The sequence below is a fragment of the Mycolicibacter engbaekii genome (assembly GCF_002101585.1).
Lineage (GTDB): Bacteria > Actinomycetota > Actinomycetes > Mycobacteriales > Mycobacteriaceae > Mycobacterium > Mycobacterium engbaekii.
On the sequence record NZ_LQOT01000025.1, the window covers coordinates 100121 to 115793 of the forward strand.

Genomic DNA, 15673 nt, shown 5'->3' on the forward strand with positions numbered 1-15673 from the left:
GTCAGATCCCGTAGTCGGGCAGGTCGAAATCATCGCGCACGGCGCCGGCGAACAGGTTCGTCAGCATCCGGAGGTTCATCGCCCGGATCGCCAGGTTGCGAAAGTAGAGTCCGAAGCGCGTTCGGGTGGCGAAGAATCCGAGAAGTTGTTGAGCGTTGGACTGTTTCGTTTCGATCAGCGGGCGTAGTCGCGCTTCGTAGGTCTCAAAGGCGCGCCGGTGGTCGCCGCCGGCGCGGCGCAACTCGCCGGCCAACACGTAGGCTTCGGCGATCGCCAGGCCGGTGCCTTCCCCGCCCAGTAGCGAAATGCACCCGGCGGCGTCGCCGATCAACAGCACCCGACCTCGCGACCAGCGCTGCATCCGAACCTGACTGACCACATCGAAGTACAGCCCCTCGCCGGTCGAGCCGTCCAGGCCCTCGATGGCGGTGAGCAACTGCGGGCATTCCCAACCGGCGTCGGCGAACCGGTCGTGCAACTGGGCGCCCGGGTCGGAGATCTCAGGCGAGGCATCGCGGAACACGAATAAGGTCAAGGTGCGGTCGTCGCGCAGCGCGACCCGTGACACCTGTTGGCCGGGAACGGCGTACGTGACGTACGCCAGCTCGTCGCGGGGCCGATAGCCGTCGACGACGGCGGCGGCCACCTTGCAGCCGAGGTAGTGCTCGAAGTCGGTGTCGGGACCGAACACCAACCGGCGCACGTTGGAGTGCAGCCCGTCGGCACCGATCACGAGGTCGAACTCCCTAGGCCCGGCGTGGGTGAAGGTCAGGCGGACGCTGTCGCCGCCGTCAGTGATCCCGGTGATGCTGTCGCCGTAGATCATCTCCACGTCTTCGGCGATCCCGGCGTAAACCGTGGCTGCCAGGTCACCCCGCGGAATGCTGGTGAATTCGTCGCCGATCAGGCGCCGAAAAACGTTGGTGTCCAACGTCGCGACCACATGGCCGTCGGAAGCCACCGATCGGACGGATTCGATCTGGTAGCCCCTGTCCAGGATCTGTGACTCCAGGCCCATCCGTTGGGCGACGGTGTAGCCCACACCCCAGAAGTCGACAATGTAGCCGCCGGAGCGAAAGGCCTCGGCCTTCTCGATCACCGTCGGGGTGTGGCCGGTGCGGTGCAGCCAGTACGCGAGCGCCGTCCCGGCCACTCCTGCACCGCTGATCGCGATCCGCATCGGCTCAGATCATCTCGTTCTCTGTCAACCAGCGCATCACCGGCCAGCCCACGAACACTGGCAGCCAACAGGTCAGGACCCGGTAGAGCAGGACCGAGGGGACCGCCAGCGCGGCGGGCACACCGAAGGCGGCCAGCCCACCGATCAGGGCGGCCTCCACCGCTCCCACCCCGCCGGGCGTCGGCGCGGCCGACGCCAGGGTGCCGCCGACCATGGTCACGACCGTCACGGTGACAAATGAGGTGTTGCCGCCGAATGCCTCCACACTGGCCCACAGTGCCAGCGCCGCCCCGAGGGTGGTGCCGGCCGCGCCCAGCACGATCAGCGCCAGCCGCCGGGGCTCGCGGGCCAACTCCACCAGGTCCCCGGTGACTTCCTTGAGCCGCGGCCGCAGTGCCGTCGTGAGCCAGCGGCGCAGATTCGGGACCAGCAACACAATGCCGGCCAACCCGAGCGCCACCCCGGCGAGCAGGTAGAGCATGGTCGCGCCGGGAACGAAGTGCGACAGGTCCGTTGAGGCGCCGGCGGCGGTGGTGAAGATGACCAGCAGGATCACGTGCACGATCACCTGCACCGACTGCTGCAGGGCCACCGCGGCGGTGGCGCGCAGGGTGCTCAGACCGCCCTTCTGCAGAAACCGGGTGCTCAGCGCCAGGCCGCCCACGCCGGCCGGGGTGGTGGTGGCCGCAAAGGTGTTGGCCACCTGCATGATCGCCAGGTGCCGAAACCTGACCGAGCCGTTGGCGCAGGCCCACAGCGCGCCCGCCGCGCCGACGTAGGTCAGCGATGAGACGATCAGCCCGACCAGGGCCCACCACCAATTGGCATGGCGCAGTTGGGAGAAGAATGTAGGCACCTGGCTGATGAACGGATAGGCCACGTAGACCAGGGCGACCAGCAGGACCAGCTGGATCAGCTGGCTGCGGGTGAAGCGGGTGATGGTCTTGGTCTGGATCTGGTCCGTGCCGGTCTGGCGTTTGACCTCCTCGCGGGCGGCGGCGATCACCCCGGCGACCTCGGGAACGGCCTTGCGCAGACGCGCGGGCACCGCCGATTTGGTGAGCCGGCGTGACGCGGCCAGCACCGTGCTGCGGCCGAAGTACTCGATCGCCGCGTCCACCGCGTCGGTCGGGCCGTACAGCGACGACGTCGTCACCAACAACTGGGCGATATCGGACTGCAGCTGGGTGTCGGTGGCACCGTATTCGGCGTTGCCGAAGCCGCCGAACAGCACTTTGTCGCCGTCGACGGTCATCTCCTTGCACCGCAGGTCGCCATGCGAGATCTGCTGATCGTGCAGCCGGCGCAAGGACTCCCACGGCTTGGCCACCGGCGTCGTGGCGGTGGATTCGGCCAGCGGGGTGCCCCGGGACGGGGTATGGGCATACAGCGTCCAGCCCCGGTCCAGGGAGGCGACGGCCACCGTGGCGGTGTTGGCGATCCCGCTGTCGCCGATCGCGATCGCCATCAGCGCGCGGTGCTCGACGGCCCGGTGCAGCGAGGCGTGCAGCGGTGCGGTCTCGGTGTTGCGCAACCGCAGTTTGCGCCAGAGCTGGCGCAGCGCGCCCCCGCTGCGCTGGTTGGGGCCGTAGAGCTCGATGATCGTCGGGTATGCCCCGACGGTGGACAGCACCAGCGGGCCGGGGCCCGCCGGCCGGATGACGGCGAGCTCGGAGACGGTGTGACCGCGACGGGCCAGGGCGCGGACGGTACCGTCCAGCGGCACTTCCAGCGCCGGCGTGCCGACGATCAGGATCACCAGGGCTCCGACGAACCACCCGACCGCCAGGCCGAGCAGCGAACGGGCCGGCACGATGGCGCTGACCACCAGGTGGATCGGCACGAAAGCGAGCAGCAGCGTCCACCACCAGCGCCGCCACCGGGCCGGCAGCCAGGGACCGGACACGGTGAGCACGGCGGCGAGCATCGCGATCCAGCGCGGATCGTCGAGGAACTGCGCCAGCGTGGTGGCGAGCCGATCCGAGAGGTCGAAATGCCAATTCGGTGCCGCCAGGCCGTTGCTGCGGATCGACAGCGATACCACCGCCAGCAGCCCGGCCACCGCGTAAGCCCCGAGTAGTTTCCATTGCCGGGAGGCCACCAGCCCGATCAGGATCGCGAACGGCAACACCAGAATCGCGATGCCGTAGGCGAGGTAGACCAGGTTGGCGTGGGTGGGCGAGAGCACCCCGACGATTTCGGATACCGATCGCTCCAGGGCCACCCATTCGTAGCGGGTGACCAGCGAGCTGGTGATGACCGTCGCGAGGAAGAGGCTGGCCAGCGCCAGACGCAGAATGTCGTTGGTGCGTCGGGTCAGCGGCTGTAGGAGGTTGCCGGTGACCGCGACATCGCGCCCCTCAACTCGCATGATCTCTTTCGGTCCGTCTCAGGCCGCATCGCGTGGCGGCTCGCCACAACTTAACCGGTGAGTAGCGGTACCACCGTGGTTTGTCGGTGAGATACGGCCGCGTCGCCCCCGATGAGTCCCATGCGTCACACCCGTCACGGCTGGGGGCGGGATCGCAGGGGTGGCCATCGGCCCGTCACCGGGCCGGCGCCGCACCCGGCAACGTCTGTGTGCGGTCAGGTCAGAGCGGGTAGTGGACTCCGGTCATCTTCTCCGACTCCTCCCACAGCCGGAGCCACAACCGCTGGTCCTTCGACAGCTTGTTCGACGGGCACGGCCCCACCGGGCCGCGGGACTGGTTCAGCTTCGTCGGGCCCCAGTAGATGTTCGGGTCGGCATCGGGGACGCTGGCGGCGAACAGAATGGATTCGGCACCCCGCTCCGGGGGCTGGCCGACCAGCGGCGCGCCGAACCTGGCGACCAGGCCCACGATGGTCTTGTCGTTGGAAAACAGGTCGGTGCTCGAGACGCCGGGATGCACCGCGTAGGAACGCAGGGGCGAGCCGGCTGCGACCAGCCGCCGCTGCAGCTCGCGTGCGAACATCAGGTTGGCCAGCTTCGACTGTGCGTAGGCCAGGTTGCGCTGGTAGGGCCGGTGCTCGTAGTTGAGGTCGTCGATCCAGAACTTCGGGGTCTGCTTGTGCGCGATGCTCGACACCGTCACCACCCGGTCGGTGATCCGATCCAGCAGCAGGCCGGTCAGCGCGAAGTGGCCCAGGTGGTTGACACCGAACTGGGTCTCGAAGCCGTCCACGGTGCGCCGCTTGGGGATGTTCATGATCCCGGCGTTGTTGACCAGCACATCCACCTGGCCCTGCTGGGCGGCGAAATCGCGCACCGAGGCCAGGCTGCCCAGATCCAGTGCCGCCACCGTGACGTCGCCGTCGATCCCGTCGGCGATCTCCTGGGCCTTGGCGGTGTTGCGGCAGGCCATAACCACCGTGGCGCCCTTGGCGGCCAGGGTCCGGGTGACGACCTCGCCCAAACCGCCGTTGGCGCCGGTCACCACGAAGGTGCGGCCGGACTGGTCCGGAGTGTCCGCGATTCTGAAAGACATGCCGGTCACGCTACCTGCCCGGCCTGCTCGCCGGTGGCCGCCGTGGGGTCGGTGACCAGGACCGCGCCGCGGTGGGTGATCACCTGCACCCGGCCGGCGCTCTCGGTTTCCAGGTAGCCGCGGCGCAACCGCACGCGGATACCGCTGGCTATCCCGGGAATTGCGACGTGCACCGACCACCGGTGCGCTTCGTGCAGCACCGCGACCGGCGGGTAGCGCAGGGTGCGGCGCAGCTGGTGGTCGGTGAGATCGGAAAAGATCTGGGTGGTGCGAATGGTGCCGTCGATGGCCCACTCCAGGTTGGCGTCCAGTGCGCGGACCCGCTCAACCGAATGCGGCGACGGAGGCGGGGTCAGCAACCTGATCAACGGCAGCGGGTGCCGCTGGTCGAGCGCGGTGTCCCGTGCCGTCCAGCCCCGGGCGTCGCGCAGCGAACGCAGCGCTCCCCGTTCGACCAGTTCGGCAACGACATCCGCCGCTCCGTGCCGGGCGGCGTGATGCAGCGGCGTGATCCACTCGGGACTGCCGGGGCGCCACTGATTGACGTTGAGCGCCGGAACGGCATCGAGCAGATCGAACAGGGCCGGCCAGTCGCCGGCGTCGGCGGCATCGGCCATCTTGTGCCCGGCTGCGCTGACCTCCTCCGGCAGCAGAGAAGGGTCCAACACGCCGGGCCAATCTAAAGGGGGTTCGTCCATGCGCCCAACCGTATCGAGGGGGTCCGACAAGTTCGGTTGGACGTGGTTGTGCGCCAAGTCTTGTCGGGGCGTGCGGTGCACTGCGTGCCGCCGCTGCCGGTAGTGCGACGCAGACGACTTGTCGGTGGGCGTCGTTACAGTTCCGGGGCAGGCAATTTACTACGTGCTCTTGGACAATCGAAAGGAATCGATGTCGGAATCCGGTGAGGATCCATCTGCGGTCACTCGAATCATCCTGCTCGGGGATAGAGCGACCGTCGAGCTTCGTGCCGAGCTGGCCACCGATGCGGCCACAAAGAACTGCATGATCGTCGAGTCCTTCTTTTTCGAGGCGGGCGAGGCCGGTGCCACCGACGACCTGACCAGCGTCGGCGCCGTGATCGCAGCGGTGGGCCGGGCCATCTCGGGCCGCATGGATGTCTGGGTGCCGTTCCCCGGCCCGGACTTCACCCGGGAGCAGCATCTGCGGCGGATGAGCATGGTGCTGCAGCGTCACGGGCTGAACCTGCGGCTGACGCGGGATCTCTTCTCAGCGCCCATCGACGGTGGGATGAACGAAATCGACTTCGCGCTGCGCCGTGAGGTGCGGGCTGTCGACGACCTCGACCAGGCGGCGTTGGCTGCCGAAGGCGCGAAGAGCCTGAGCAGGGAGATCGAGCTGGCCCTGGGTGGCTCCCGCGGTTCGCAGACGGTACGGCGAATCCGGGCCGACGACACCAGGAACCCGCTACCGCCGGCCCTCCCGTCGGCGACGGTGCCGTGGCCGCAGCGCAAGCGGCCGCTGGAGGACTACGTGCGCTGGCTGGTGCACGGATGCGGTGTCACCCAGGCGGCCACCGCCCGGGTGCTCAACTCCGCCGGGCAGCGCACGCCGACCGGCCGACCGTGGCAGGCCGGCACGGTGGCGAAGCTGCTCAACGGCAAGTACGACGGGCCGCGGCGTCGCGGTGACTTCACGCCGGATGCAAGAGCAGGGTGAACACCAGCGGGGGGATGACGACCAGCGCAACGGTCAGTGGCGTCGCCAGGTAGCCGATGAGCATTCCCAAGCCCACCTGAGCGGTCTTGACGCCGCCGGTCTGCCACATGAAGAAGCCGGTCGGCACCACGATCAGGGTCGCGATGCCCAACAGGTACAGCTGAGCGATCCAATAGGGAGCCGTCACCCACGTCGCGGTCTCGACGATCGCGATGGTCGCCAGCGCGGCGTGGAAACCGTGCCGACTGTAGCGGTCTTCGGCGGGCGGGGCGCTCATGAGGCGTTCAACAGCAGCAGGTAGGACAGGGCGTATGACCAGCCGACGGCGGCGGCTGCCAGACCGGCTCCCCCGAGGGCCAATCCCTGGCCGCGCCGGCGCGGTGAATCAGCGCCCTGCAGCTTCACACCGATCAGCAGCGATGCGACAGTCGCGACAGTGGTAGAGACCGCGATCATGATGGAATATCCGGCATCACTGTCGATCGGAAAGCGGCACAACAGCCAGCCGAGGCCCACCGCCACTGCGAACACACCCTGGAACATCAGTGGTGCCGCCCACGTGGCGGTCCGCCAGAGATCCGGACTGCTGTCGCGCCGACGTTTCCGTAGTGCGCCAGCCATTTACCAGCTCCTCTCGATGCTCATGCGGGGACACCGCCCGGCCTGCCCGAGGCCGACGACGCCGACGGCGGGGCGGTAGTCGGCCCGAAGTCGGTGGCGGGGATCGGGGTTCGGACGTCGAAGCGCGGATTCCAGGAACCGCCGTGATCGAACGGCGCGAACGCCTTGCCGCCGACGCCGATGTCGTGGTGGAACGGAAGGTTGAACACCGGTCCCGCGCTACTGCCCGATTGCGCAGGATCGATCAACACTGTGCGGCTACTTCCATTGGGCAGGTCTTGGTAGATCTCCATGGAGGGATAGTCGGTACGCGTTCCGTCGACATGCACACCGCTCGGTCCGGGGGTAAAGACCACATCGCCGTTAACGCTCAGGCGGTGATTGCCCAGCGGCCCGCGAACGTCAGTAGCGAAATCTGGGGCCAGCGGATTTCCGGCGTCATATTTGATCCGAACCGATCCGTCAGGAGCCTGCGCGACGCTGCCTTGCGGAATACCGACTTTCACGCGCGTGGGAGAGCCGTCGGGGTCGATTTCAACAGACGGGTTCTGCCGCATCACCACGATGCCGTTGTCGTAGTCGATGTAGGTGGTGACTTTGGTGTCCTCGGGATCGAAGTTCGCGTTGGGGCCGCGGCCATTGCCGGCGTCGCGTGCGTTGAAGCCGCTTCTGACCCACGGCTGCTCTATCCACTGCGACGTACGAACCACACCCTGCCCGGGTACGGGCTCGATCCGTGCGACCCGAACCTGGGAATTCACGCCCCGGAAGATCGGGTTGTAGGTATGTGCATCGAGTGCGCCTGCGGTGGTCCAATCTGACCGGGAGACCGGGTCGCGTCCGAACACCTCCCGGAAGGCGGCGGCCTGATTTCGGCGGCGTTCGTCATCGGTGGCGGGGGACAGTTTGAAGGAGTGGTCGACGGCCTGGATGCTCGGCCGTTTCCGGTCCTCGGTGGCGTAGCCGCCCCGCGCCGCACGCACGGCCTGCCCGCGGGCTTGGCTGTCGGCGACGGTGTCGGCGATCACCTGGTGGATGTCGTGGCTTTTGGCGGCCAGGAAACGCTGGAACTGCCGGGCACCGGCGGGGCTGTCCAACGCCAGCGCCCGAGGGTGGGCCAGGACGGCGCGGAGCTCGGCCTCGATACCGTCGAGCCGCTTTCGGCTCTGCAGGGCCACTTGCGTGGCACCGTGCACCGTCGCCGCGAAGGCCCGGTCGGCCTTGGCGGAGGTCTGCAGCCGCCGCGCCAGGACGTCCTCGCGTTCGCGCGCGGCATCGGCGTGAGCGCCGAGTTCCTCGGGCATATTTGCGACGTTAGTTCAGTGGCTGCGCTCGCGGTATTCACCTGAGGGCCCGTGACGACGTCAGTCCTTGAAATACACCAGCTGATGAGTGCTGGCCAGCAGCTGGCCGGTGCGTGACCACAGGTGCGCGCTCTGGTCGAAGTAGCCTCGCGAGAACCGGTTGGCGTGTGCGCTGGCCAGCAGGTAATCGCTTCCCAGAGCGTCGATTTCACGTTGGTCGGCGTGAAAATACGTGGTCAGCGAGATAGTCCCGGCCGGAAGGAACTTGCCGCGGCGCAGGAAGGCCCGCGGGAAGAAGACATCCGACAGACAGGCCAGCGCGGCGAAGTCGACGGCCCGGCCTTCGACGTCGCGCACCCACAACGTCGTCGTCGACGAAGTACTGGGTTCCACGGCCCGCAGCGGCACCGGGCCTTCGGCGAACCGCATGTCGTAGCGGTTGGCCCAGACGATCGCGTCGACGAAGGTCCCGCGGGCGACGTCCTCGGGGGCGGGGACGCTCGGCGGGTGGGTTTCGTCGTCGGCCCAGGTGTCGCGGTGCAGGCCGAACAACGCGGTCGCGGTGGTCTTGACCTCGCCGCCCTGGCGAAGCTCGAGCATCCAGTGCTGGTTGCTGCGGTTGGTGCGGGCGGCCCGCAGACTGATGTCGAACTCGCCGTCGGCGATGGGCGCGGCGAAGTTGACCGTCAGCGCCAGTGGATCGCCGATGCGGTCGGGATGGGACTCCACGGCGCGCAACAGCACCGCCGCGGTGATCCCCCCGAACGGCCCCACCATGTTGGCCCACGCCGGGTCGGTGGCCCCGCGGAACGTCTCGGCGTCGACGGCGTCGAGACGCACGGCGCGGTCGAAGGGGTGTTCGGTCACAGCGGCCCTCCCGGCAGGCGGAACGATATCGGTCACGCTATCGCGGGCCGTCAGCCCGGATTGACCGCCGTCACCACCCAGGTGTGGCCGGGGAATTTCAGGACTCCGTCGACGCGGTGCCGGCGCAGCTCGTCACGCAGTTCCTCGACCACAGCGGCCCAGCCGTCCGCGCCGAGCCGGGCAGGCAGTTCGGTGCGGGCCTGCTGGCCGGTGCGGTTGGACAGGATCATCGTCAGGCGTTCCTCGACGCCGTCGCTGCCGTCGATGCTGAAGTTGCAGACCCCGTCATAGGCCGCGACGCCGACCTGGGCCCAGCCGGCGTCAGTCAGGACAGCGCGCACCCGGTCGGCGTTGCCGAAGGCCAGCGGACCCGGCGCGCTGGCGTCCACCGCGGCAGGTGGCGACTCCAGCTGCGCGGCCAGCAGGTCGACGCCCACGGAGAACATCGGGTTGTCGCCTTCGCGCCAGCACACGAACGCCAAGCCGGCACCCGGCGCTGCGGCGCTGCGGATGTTGATGAATGCGGCCACCGGGTCGTCGAAGAACATCACCCCGAACCGCGAGACGACCCGGTCAAACGGCGCCCCGCCGGCCCGCAGATCGAGGGTCTGGGCGTCCCCGAGCGTCACGGTGGCCTGCGGAACCCGCCGGCGGGCCGCGGTCACCATGGGCTCGGAGATATCGACGCCGAACGGGACGGCGCGCAGTGCCGCCACCCGTTTCAACAGCGTCCCGGAACCGCAACCGATGTCGAGCACCCTTGCGCCGGCTCGGATGTCGGCGGCCCGCATCACGGCGTCGGCGAACGGGGCAAGCGCCGCCTCGAAGATTGCCGCATTGTCGACCCAATCCACCCCTTGGGTCGCCCAAGACTGCTGCTGATCCTCGTTGGCCATGGCCCCAGCGTAAGGTGCGGCGCGGTCTAGCCTGTCAGCCGTGGATGGCCAGACGTTCTACACCCAGACCGGTCCCGGGCAGGGTGCGATGACGCAGACGGTGGGGGTGTGCGGAGCCGCGTGCGCCGGACCCGGGTGACCAGACTTTTGCCCGCCTCTGAGCGACAGTGGCCGTTATGTCAGCCTCGGGGGATCCGCCGGGTGCCGCGCTCGGCTGCGACGGGTGGCCCATGATGGTGTTCACGTTCGACAGTGAAGGAATCTCTTATGCCTGATGCTCCGCTGCGCGACGACCACCTCGAACTGTTGCGCCGCCGCGCACTGACCGAGGACGCGGCGCGCCCCCAGGCCGTGCAACGCCGCCACGACGCCGGCGGCCGTACCGCGCGGGAGAACATCGCCGACCTGGTCGACCCCGGCAGCTTCGTGGAGTACGGGCGGTTCGCGATCGCCGCCCAACGCGCCCGCCGCGACATCGACGACCTGATCGCCAACACCCCCGGCGACGGCCTGCTTGGTGGCACCGCCACCATCAACAGCGCGGTGTTCGGCCGCGAGCGCAGCGCGTGCGCGGTGCTGGCCTACGACTACACCGTGCTGGCCGGCACTCAGGGCGCGATCGGCCACTTCAAGAAGGACCGGCTGTTCGAGCTGATCGCGCGAATGCGCCTGCCCACGGTCTTCTTCGCCGAAGGCGGCGGCGGGCGCCCCGGGGATACCGACTACCCGACGGTGTCGTCTCTGGATGTCCCCGCGTTCGCGTTGTGGGCCAAACTGTCCGGTCTGGTGCCGCGCATCGCCGTGGTCAAGGGCCGTTGTTTTGCCGGCAACGCCGTCATCGCGGGTTGTTCGGATCTGATCATCGCCACCGCCGATACCTCGATCGGCATGGCGGGCCCGGCGATGATCGCCGGCGGCGGCCTGGGCCAGGTCGCCCCCGACGACGTCGGGCCCCTCTCGGTACAGGCACCCAACGGCGTCGTCGATGTGGTGGTGGCCGACGAAGCCGAAGCCGTCGCGGTGACCAAGAAGGTGCTCGGCTATTTCCAGGGCGCGACCGCGGCCGGCCCGGCACCCGACCAAAACGCCTTGCGCACCATGATTCCCGAGCGCGCCCGGCGCGCCTACCCGCTCAAGCCCATCATCGAGACCATCGCCGACGCCGACTCGGTGACCTTCCTGCGGGAGAAATTCGCCCCCGAGATGGTCACCGCACTGGCCCGCATCGAAGGCCGCCCGGTCGGAATCATCGGCAACAACACCATGGTGATGGCCGGGGCCATCACCGCCGGCGCATCGGACAAGGCCGCCCGATTCCTGCAGCTCTGCGACGCCTTCGGGCTGCCGGTGGTGTCGCTCATCGACTGCCCGGGCTACATGGTGGGCCCGGCCGCCGAAGCAGAAGCCCTGGTGCGGCGAGCATCTCGGCTGTTGGTGGCCGGCGCCGCGCTGCGGGTGCCGCTGATCGCGGTGATCCTGCGCCGCGGCTACGGGCTGGGTGCTCAAGCCATGATGGGCGGCAGCCTGCACGAGCCGGTGCTGACCGTGGCCTGGCCCGGCGCGCACCTGGGCCCGATGGGGCTGGAGGGCGCGGTCCGGTTGGGTCTGCGCAAGGAACTCGAGGCCATCGCCGACGCCGACGAGCGCGAGGAACGGGTGCGCCAAGCCACCACCGCCGCCGAGGAGCACGCCAAAGCCCTCAACGCCGCAGCGATTTTCGAGATCGACGACGTGATCGACCCCGCCGAGACCCGGGGTCTGATCGCGGCGACACTGGCGGCGTCGGAAGCGGTCGGCCGTGACGTGCCGCCGCGGCGTTTCGTCGACACGTTCTGAGGGCTTACGTCGAGCTGAGCCGCCGGCCCTCTGCTAGGACGGAAGGTGGCCGGTGAACGTGACCGTTCGCTGGTGTCACAGTTGCCCGCGCGGAATCGTCTACATGACATGAGCAGTAAGACATGGCCGGGACCTTCGAGTGGATTCCCGGGCTCGGCTGTCCCGGCGTCGCAGCGGTGCGGGGGCACACGTACGGGGCGGGCCTGCAGCCGGCACTGGCCGACGACTTTCGCCACGCCGTCTCGAACCAGACGAGGGGATCGCCATGACCATCGACCTGCCCTACATCGATGAACACACGCTACGGATCGACGCGCCGCGCGACCGGGTTTGGAGGGCCCTGCAGCGCTATGTCGAGGCCATGTTGCGCGCCAACGAACACAATCCGCTTCTCGCGCCGCTCGGCCTGCAGCCCCGCGCCGGCTTTGCAGTGGCCGAAAGTGTTGAGCTGCAACGGATCATTCTCGTGGGCCGGCATCGATTCTCCCGGTATCGGTTGGTCTTCGAGCTCACCGACGCTTCGACGGGCGCTACGCGCGTACACGCACAGACCTATGCGGCTTTTCCAGGGCCGCACGGCCGCATCTACCGCACCCTGGTGATCGGGACCCGGGTGCACGTCGTCGCGACCAATTATCTCTTACGGGGTATTCGCGCCTCGGCGACAATTGAGGTCACATCGCGTTGACCAGCACCGTTTGTCGCAAGGATCGGCTAGCCTCCGGCTCGTGGACGAAGGTCTGTACGAATCATTGCTCACTGGCCGGCTGGAGCGGGACCTGGCCGCCCGGCCTGACCTATGCCCGCAAATTGTTACGGTCGATGATGCTGAGCAGCCGCTGGCCCTGGCCAGGCACTTAACCCCCTTGATCGAGCGAGCACTGCGTTCAGCGAAGACCGCCGAGGAGCGCGCTCAACTGACCCGAGCGATCCTGGCGCTGCTGGCCGAGCCTGATGAGACACCGAATGTGCGTGAGGCCCGCATCGAACGGCTCGACGCGGTAACCGTGGCCAACCGGCTGACCCCGCCTCCGGCTAGGCCCGCCACCCCGTTGTCGGATGCGGCGTTGATGACCAATGGTCGTGGTGAGCCGACGCTGGCCGCCGAGCTGCGCGCAGAATTGGCCAGTGCCGATGCGGTCGATCTGCTGTGTGCTTTCGTCAAGTGGCAGGGACTGCGGTTACTGGAAGGACCGCTGACTGAGCTGCGTGAGCGGGGTGTGCCGCTGAGAGTAATAACCACAACCTATCTGGGCGCTACCGACGCCCGCGCCATCGACGCGCTGGTCAATGAGTTCGGTGCCGAGGTACGGGTTAACTACGAAACCCACGGCACTCGCCTGCATGCGAAGGCGTGGCTGCTCCGCCGCAATAGTGGGTTTCATACTGCATATGTCGGTTCGAGCAACCTCTCACACGCTGCGCTTGTCGATGGACTGGAATGGAACGTGCGCTTGTCGGCGAAGGCGACCCCGCACTTGCTGAAGAAATTTCGGGATACCTTCGACTCTTACTGGGTCGCTCGCGAGTTCGCCTTGTATCGCCCAATGGCTGACGGGGAACGTCTGCGGGAAGCGCTGGCGGTGGCCTCCGGCCGCCACCAACCCGGCATAAAGACGATTGCGCTTTCCGGACTCGAGGTGCAGCCCAAACCATTTCAGGCCGAGATGCTCGAAGAGCTCGATGCCGAACGCAGTCTGCACGATCGGCACCGCAATCTGATCGTCGCGGCAACTGGTACCGGTAAGACAGTGGTCGCGGCCCTTGACTACCGACGGTTGGTTCGCGAGGTGCACGCCCGGGACTTGACTCTGCTGTTCGTCGCTCACCGAAAGGAGATCCTCGTTCAGGCTCGTCGCATGTATCAGGAGGTGCTATCCGATGCGACATTTGGGGAGCTTCTCGTTGGCGGAGAGCAACCGAGTAGATGGCGTCACGTATTCGCTAGTGTGCAATCGCTATCGGCAGAACGGCTTTCGGTCCTCGTGCCGAATCATTTCGAGGTCGTGGTGATTGACGAGTTTCACCATGCAGACGCCGCCTCTTACCGGAGGTTGCTCAATCATGTGCGGCCGATCGAGCTATTGGGCCTGACAGCGACGCCGGAGCGTGGCGACGGAGTCGACGTGCGTGACTTTTTCGACGGAAGGGTCGCCAGTGAGCTGCGACTTTGGGAGGCGCTCGAGCAGAATCTGCTATGCCCGTTCCACTATTTCGGGGTATACGACGGGGTCGACCTGGGCGACCTAGGTTGGAAGCGCGGTGGATACGACCTAGCTGGTTTGAGTTCTGTCTACACCGGTAATGATGCGCGAACCCGGATTGTTCTGAAAGAATTACGCGACAAGGTGGCTGACATCGACACAATGCGGGCGTTGGGATTCTGTGTCAGCGTTGACCATGCCCGGTACATGACAGCTACGTTCAATGCAGCGGGAATCCCGGCGCGGGCCGTATGGGCCGATACTCCGTCAATGGAGCGGGCTGAAGCGCTAACCGCCTTGCGGAACCGGGAGATCAACGTCATCTTTAACGTCGACCTATTCAACGAAGGCGTAGACATACCCGAGGTTGACACCGTGTTGTTTCTGCGGCCGACCGAGAGCGCCACGGTCTTCTTGCAGCAGCTTGGCCGGGGCTTGCGGCTTACCCACGGCAAGACTGTTTTGACAGCATTGGATTTCGTCGGGCATCAGCGCCGGGAATTTCGCTTCGACCGACGATTCCGTGCGCTGACCGGCTCGGGGTCAAAGGAACTGGAACGCCAGATTGCGCAGGGCTTCCCGTTCCTCCCTTCTGGGAGTCAAATCGTGCTTGATTCGGTCGCCCAAAAAATTGTCTTGGAAAACATCCGTCAGCAGGTCTCGCCCCGATGGGCGACGCTAGTATCAGAGGTGCGCGATCACGCTGGTACCGATCTGGCGGAGTTCCTGAAATGGTCTGGCCGTGAGCTCGATGATGTCGTGCGAAACGACCGATCATGGACTCAATTGTGTCGGGAATCGGGCAAGATTTCAGATGAGTTGGGGCCGCGGGAATCGCAGCTGGCTAAGCGGGTGCGGGCGCTGGCGCACGTCGATGACCGTCGTCGGTATGTCAGCTACCAAGCTTTGCTGCGTGGCGGCCAACCGGATGGCAGTCCGGCCGAGCGGCGGCTAGCCGAGATGCTCTTCTACTCACTATTTTCCGACGGCGGGGGCTTTGCTGATGCGGCATCGGGCCTCGCCGCAGTGGCTGGCGAACCGGTGCTCGCCGAGATGCGCCAAGTCATCGATATCGCCTTCGACGGGGCGCACCGCAGCACTTTCGAGTTGGGCGAGCTGATTCCGGAGCTGGGGCAGGTGCCGCTGTCGGTACACGCTCGCTATTCGCGGGAGGAGATTCTCGCGGGCCTGGGTATGGCGGCACGCCGCAAGCCCAGTCACTTCCGGGAAGGCGTGATCTGGTGCGAGGACTTGGGTGTTGACGCCTTCTTCATCACGCTTAAGAAGGCCGAGACTGATTATTCGCCGACCACCATGTACCGGGATTTTGCGTTGAGTCCCGAATTATTTCATTGGGAATCGCAGTCGACTACCTCCGAGTCGTCCAAGACCGGACAGCGTTACATTCATCACCGAGAGAACGGGTCGCACGTGCTGCTGTTCGTGAGGCAGGCCAAGCAGTATGGACTGGGCGCCGCACCGTATGTGTTCCTCGGCCCAGCTGACTACGTATCCCATGAAGCGGAGAAGCCCATGGCGATCACCTGGCGCTTGCATAAAGCGATGCCGACGGAGCTGTTCACGGGGGCCAGAGTTGCAGTGGCGTAGACGCCCACATCGC

Annotated in this window: 13 protein-coding genes; 4 read left to right on the forward strand and 9 right to left on the reverse strand. The window is 66.9% G+C overall.

Annotated elements, in window-relative coordinates; all coding sequences use genetic code 11:
* Position 1 precedes the first annotated feature (1 nt).
* The 4 genes from AWC02_RS07650 to AWC02_RS07665 all read right to left on the reverse strand — a co-directional run bounded on the left by AWC02_RS07650 (position 2) and on the right by AWC02_RS07665 (position 5345).
* A complete protein-coding gene (locus AWC02_RS07650) occupies positions 2–1180 on the reverse strand; it encodes an FAD-binding domain (RefSeq protein WP_085128176.1) in 1179 nt (392 codons plus the stop codon).
* A gap of 4 nt (positions 1181–1184) precedes the next feature.
* A complete protein-coding gene (locus tag AWC02_RS07655; RefSeq protein ID WP_085128177.1) occupies positions 1185–3551 on the reverse strand; it encodes a lysylphosphatidylglycerol synthase transmembrane domain-containing protein in 2367 nt (788 codons plus the stop codon).
* 220 nt (positions 3552–3771) lie between these two features.
* Positions 3772–4647, reverse strand: coding sequence for an oxidoreductase (locus tag AWC02_RS07660; protein ID WP_085128219.1), 876 nt, complete (start codon positions 4645–4647; stop codon positions 3772–3774).
* 5 nt (positions 4648–4652) lie between these two features.
* Positions 4653–5345 (reverse strand): ankyrin repeat domain-containing protein, encoded by a 693-nt coding sequence (locus tag AWC02_RS07665; protein WP_085128178.1) that lies wholly within the window; start codon positions 5343–5345, stop codon positions 4653–4655.
* 190 nt (positions 5346–5535) lie between these two features.
* Here AWC02_RS07665 and AWC02_RS07670 point away from each other — a divergent pair, with 190 nt between their 5' ends.
* Positions 5536–6324 (forward strand): hypothetical protein, encoded by a 789-nt coding sequence (locus tag AWC02_RS07670; protein ID WP_085128179.1) that lies wholly within the window; start codon positions 5536–5538, stop codon positions 6322–6324.
* Here the strand turns inward: AWC02_RS07670 and AWC02_RS07675 are convergent.
* The 5 genes from AWC02_RS07675 to AWC02_RS07695 are packed head-to-tail and all read right to left on the reverse strand — an operon-like array spanning position 6299 to position 10012.
* Complete coding sequence (locus AWC02_RS07675; protein WP_085128180.1) at positions 6299–6601, reverse strand: hypothetical protein; 303 nt, start codon at positions 6599–6601, stop codon at positions 6299–6301. The two genes, AWC02_RS07670 and AWC02_RS07675, sit on opposite strands and share 26 nt — an antisense overlap.
* Positions 6598–6945: a hypothetical protein gene (locus AWC02_RS07680; RefSeq protein WP_109560918.1), complete on the reverse strand. Its 348-nt coding sequence runs from the start codon at positions 6943–6945 to the stop codon at positions 6598–6600. Before AWC02_RS07680 ends, AWC02_RS07675 begins: the two co-directional genes overlap by 4 nt.
* Positions 6946–6965: 20 nt before the next feature.
* Positions 6966–8249: a DUF4226 domain-containing protein gene (locus AWC02_RS07685; protein ID WP_085128182.1), complete on the reverse strand. Its 1284-nt coding sequence runs from the start codon at positions 8247–8249 to the stop codon at positions 6966–6968.
* A 60-nt stretch (positions 8250–8309) separates the two neighbouring features.
* Entirely contained in the window at positions 8310–9116 is an 807-nt protein-coding gene (locus AWC02_RS07690) for an acyl-CoA thioesterase (protein ID WP_085128183.1), read from the reverse strand.
* A gap of 50 nt (positions 9117–9166) precedes the next feature.
* Positions 9167–10012, reverse strand: coding sequence for a class I SAM-dependent methyltransferase (locus AWC02_RS07695; RefSeq protein ID WP_085128184.1), 846 nt, complete (start codon positions 10010–10012; stop codon positions 9167–9169).
* A 267-nt stretch (positions 10013–10279) separates the two neighbouring features.
* On the opposite strand from AWC02_RS07695, the gene AWC02_RS07700 reads away from it, so the two are divergent.
* The 3 genes from AWC02_RS07700 (at position 10280) to AWC02_RS07710 (ending at position 15660) form a co-directional block, all read left to right on the forward strand.
* Positions 10280–11848: an acyl-CoA carboxylase subunit beta gene (locus AWC02_RS07700; protein ID WP_085128185.1), complete on the forward strand. Its 1569-nt coding sequence runs from the start codon at positions 10280–10282 to the stop codon at positions 11846–11848.
* A 265-nt stretch (positions 11849–12113) separates the two neighbouring features.
* Positions 12114–12536 carry a hypothetical protein gene (locus tag AWC02_RS07705; RefSeq protein ID WP_085128186.1) on the forward strand — a complete coding sequence of 141 codons (423 nt, stop codon included), beginning with the start codon at positions 12114–12116 and terminating at the stop codon, positions 12534–12536.
* Positions 12537–12576: 40 nt separating this feature from the next.
* Positions 12577–15660, forward strand: a complete 3084-nt coding sequence (locus tag AWC02_RS07710) for a DEAD/DEAH box helicase (protein WP_085128187.1) — start codon at positions 12577–12579, stop codon at positions 15658–15660.
* Positions 15661–15673 lie beyond the last annotated feature (13 nt).

Coding starts and splice junctions, on each gene's coding strand:
- AWC02_RS07655 (WP_085128177.1), bottom strand. CDS start 3,551: ATGCGAGTTGAGGGGCGCGATGTCGCGGTCACCGGCAACCTCCTACAG.
- AWC02_RS07685 (WP_085128182.1), bottom strand. CDS start 8,249: ATGCCCGAGGAACTCGGCGCTCACGCCGATGCCGCGCGCGAACGCGAG.
- AWC02_RS07675 (WP_085128180.1), bottom strand. CDS start 6,601: ATGAGCGCCCCGCCCGCCGAAGACCGCTACAGTCGGCACGGTTTCCAC.
- AWC02_RS07680 (WP_109560918.1), bottom strand. CDS start 6,945: ATGGCTGGCGCACTACGGAAACGTCGGCGCGACAGCAGTCCGGATCTC.
- AWC02_RS07700 (WP_085128185.1), top strand. CDS start 10,280: ATGCCTGATGCTCCGCTGCGCGACGACCACCTCGAACTGTTGCGCCGC.
- AWC02_RS07650 (WP_085128176.1), bottom strand. CDS start 1,180: ATGCGGATCGCGATCAGCGGTGCAGGAGTGGCCGGGACGGCGCTCGCG.
- AWC02_RS07665 (WP_085128178.1), bottom strand. CDS start 5,345: ATGGACGAACCCCCTTTAGATTGGCCCGGCGTGTTGGACCCTTCTCTG.
- AWC02_RS07660 (WP_085128219.1), bottom strand. CDS start 4,647: ATGTCTTTCAGAATCGCGGACACTCCGGACCAGTCCGGCCGCACCTTC.
- AWC02_RS07695 (WP_085128184.1), bottom strand. CDS start 10,012: ATGGCCAACGAGGATCAGCAGCAGTCTTGGGCGACCCAAGGGGTGGAT.
- AWC02_RS07670 (WP_085128179.1), top strand. CDS start 5,536: ATGTCGGAATCCGGTGAGGATCCATCTGCGGTCACTCGAATCATCCTG.
- AWC02_RS07705 (WP_085128186.1), top strand. CDS start 12,114: ATGACCATCGACCTGCCCTACATCGATGAACACACGCTACGGATCGAC.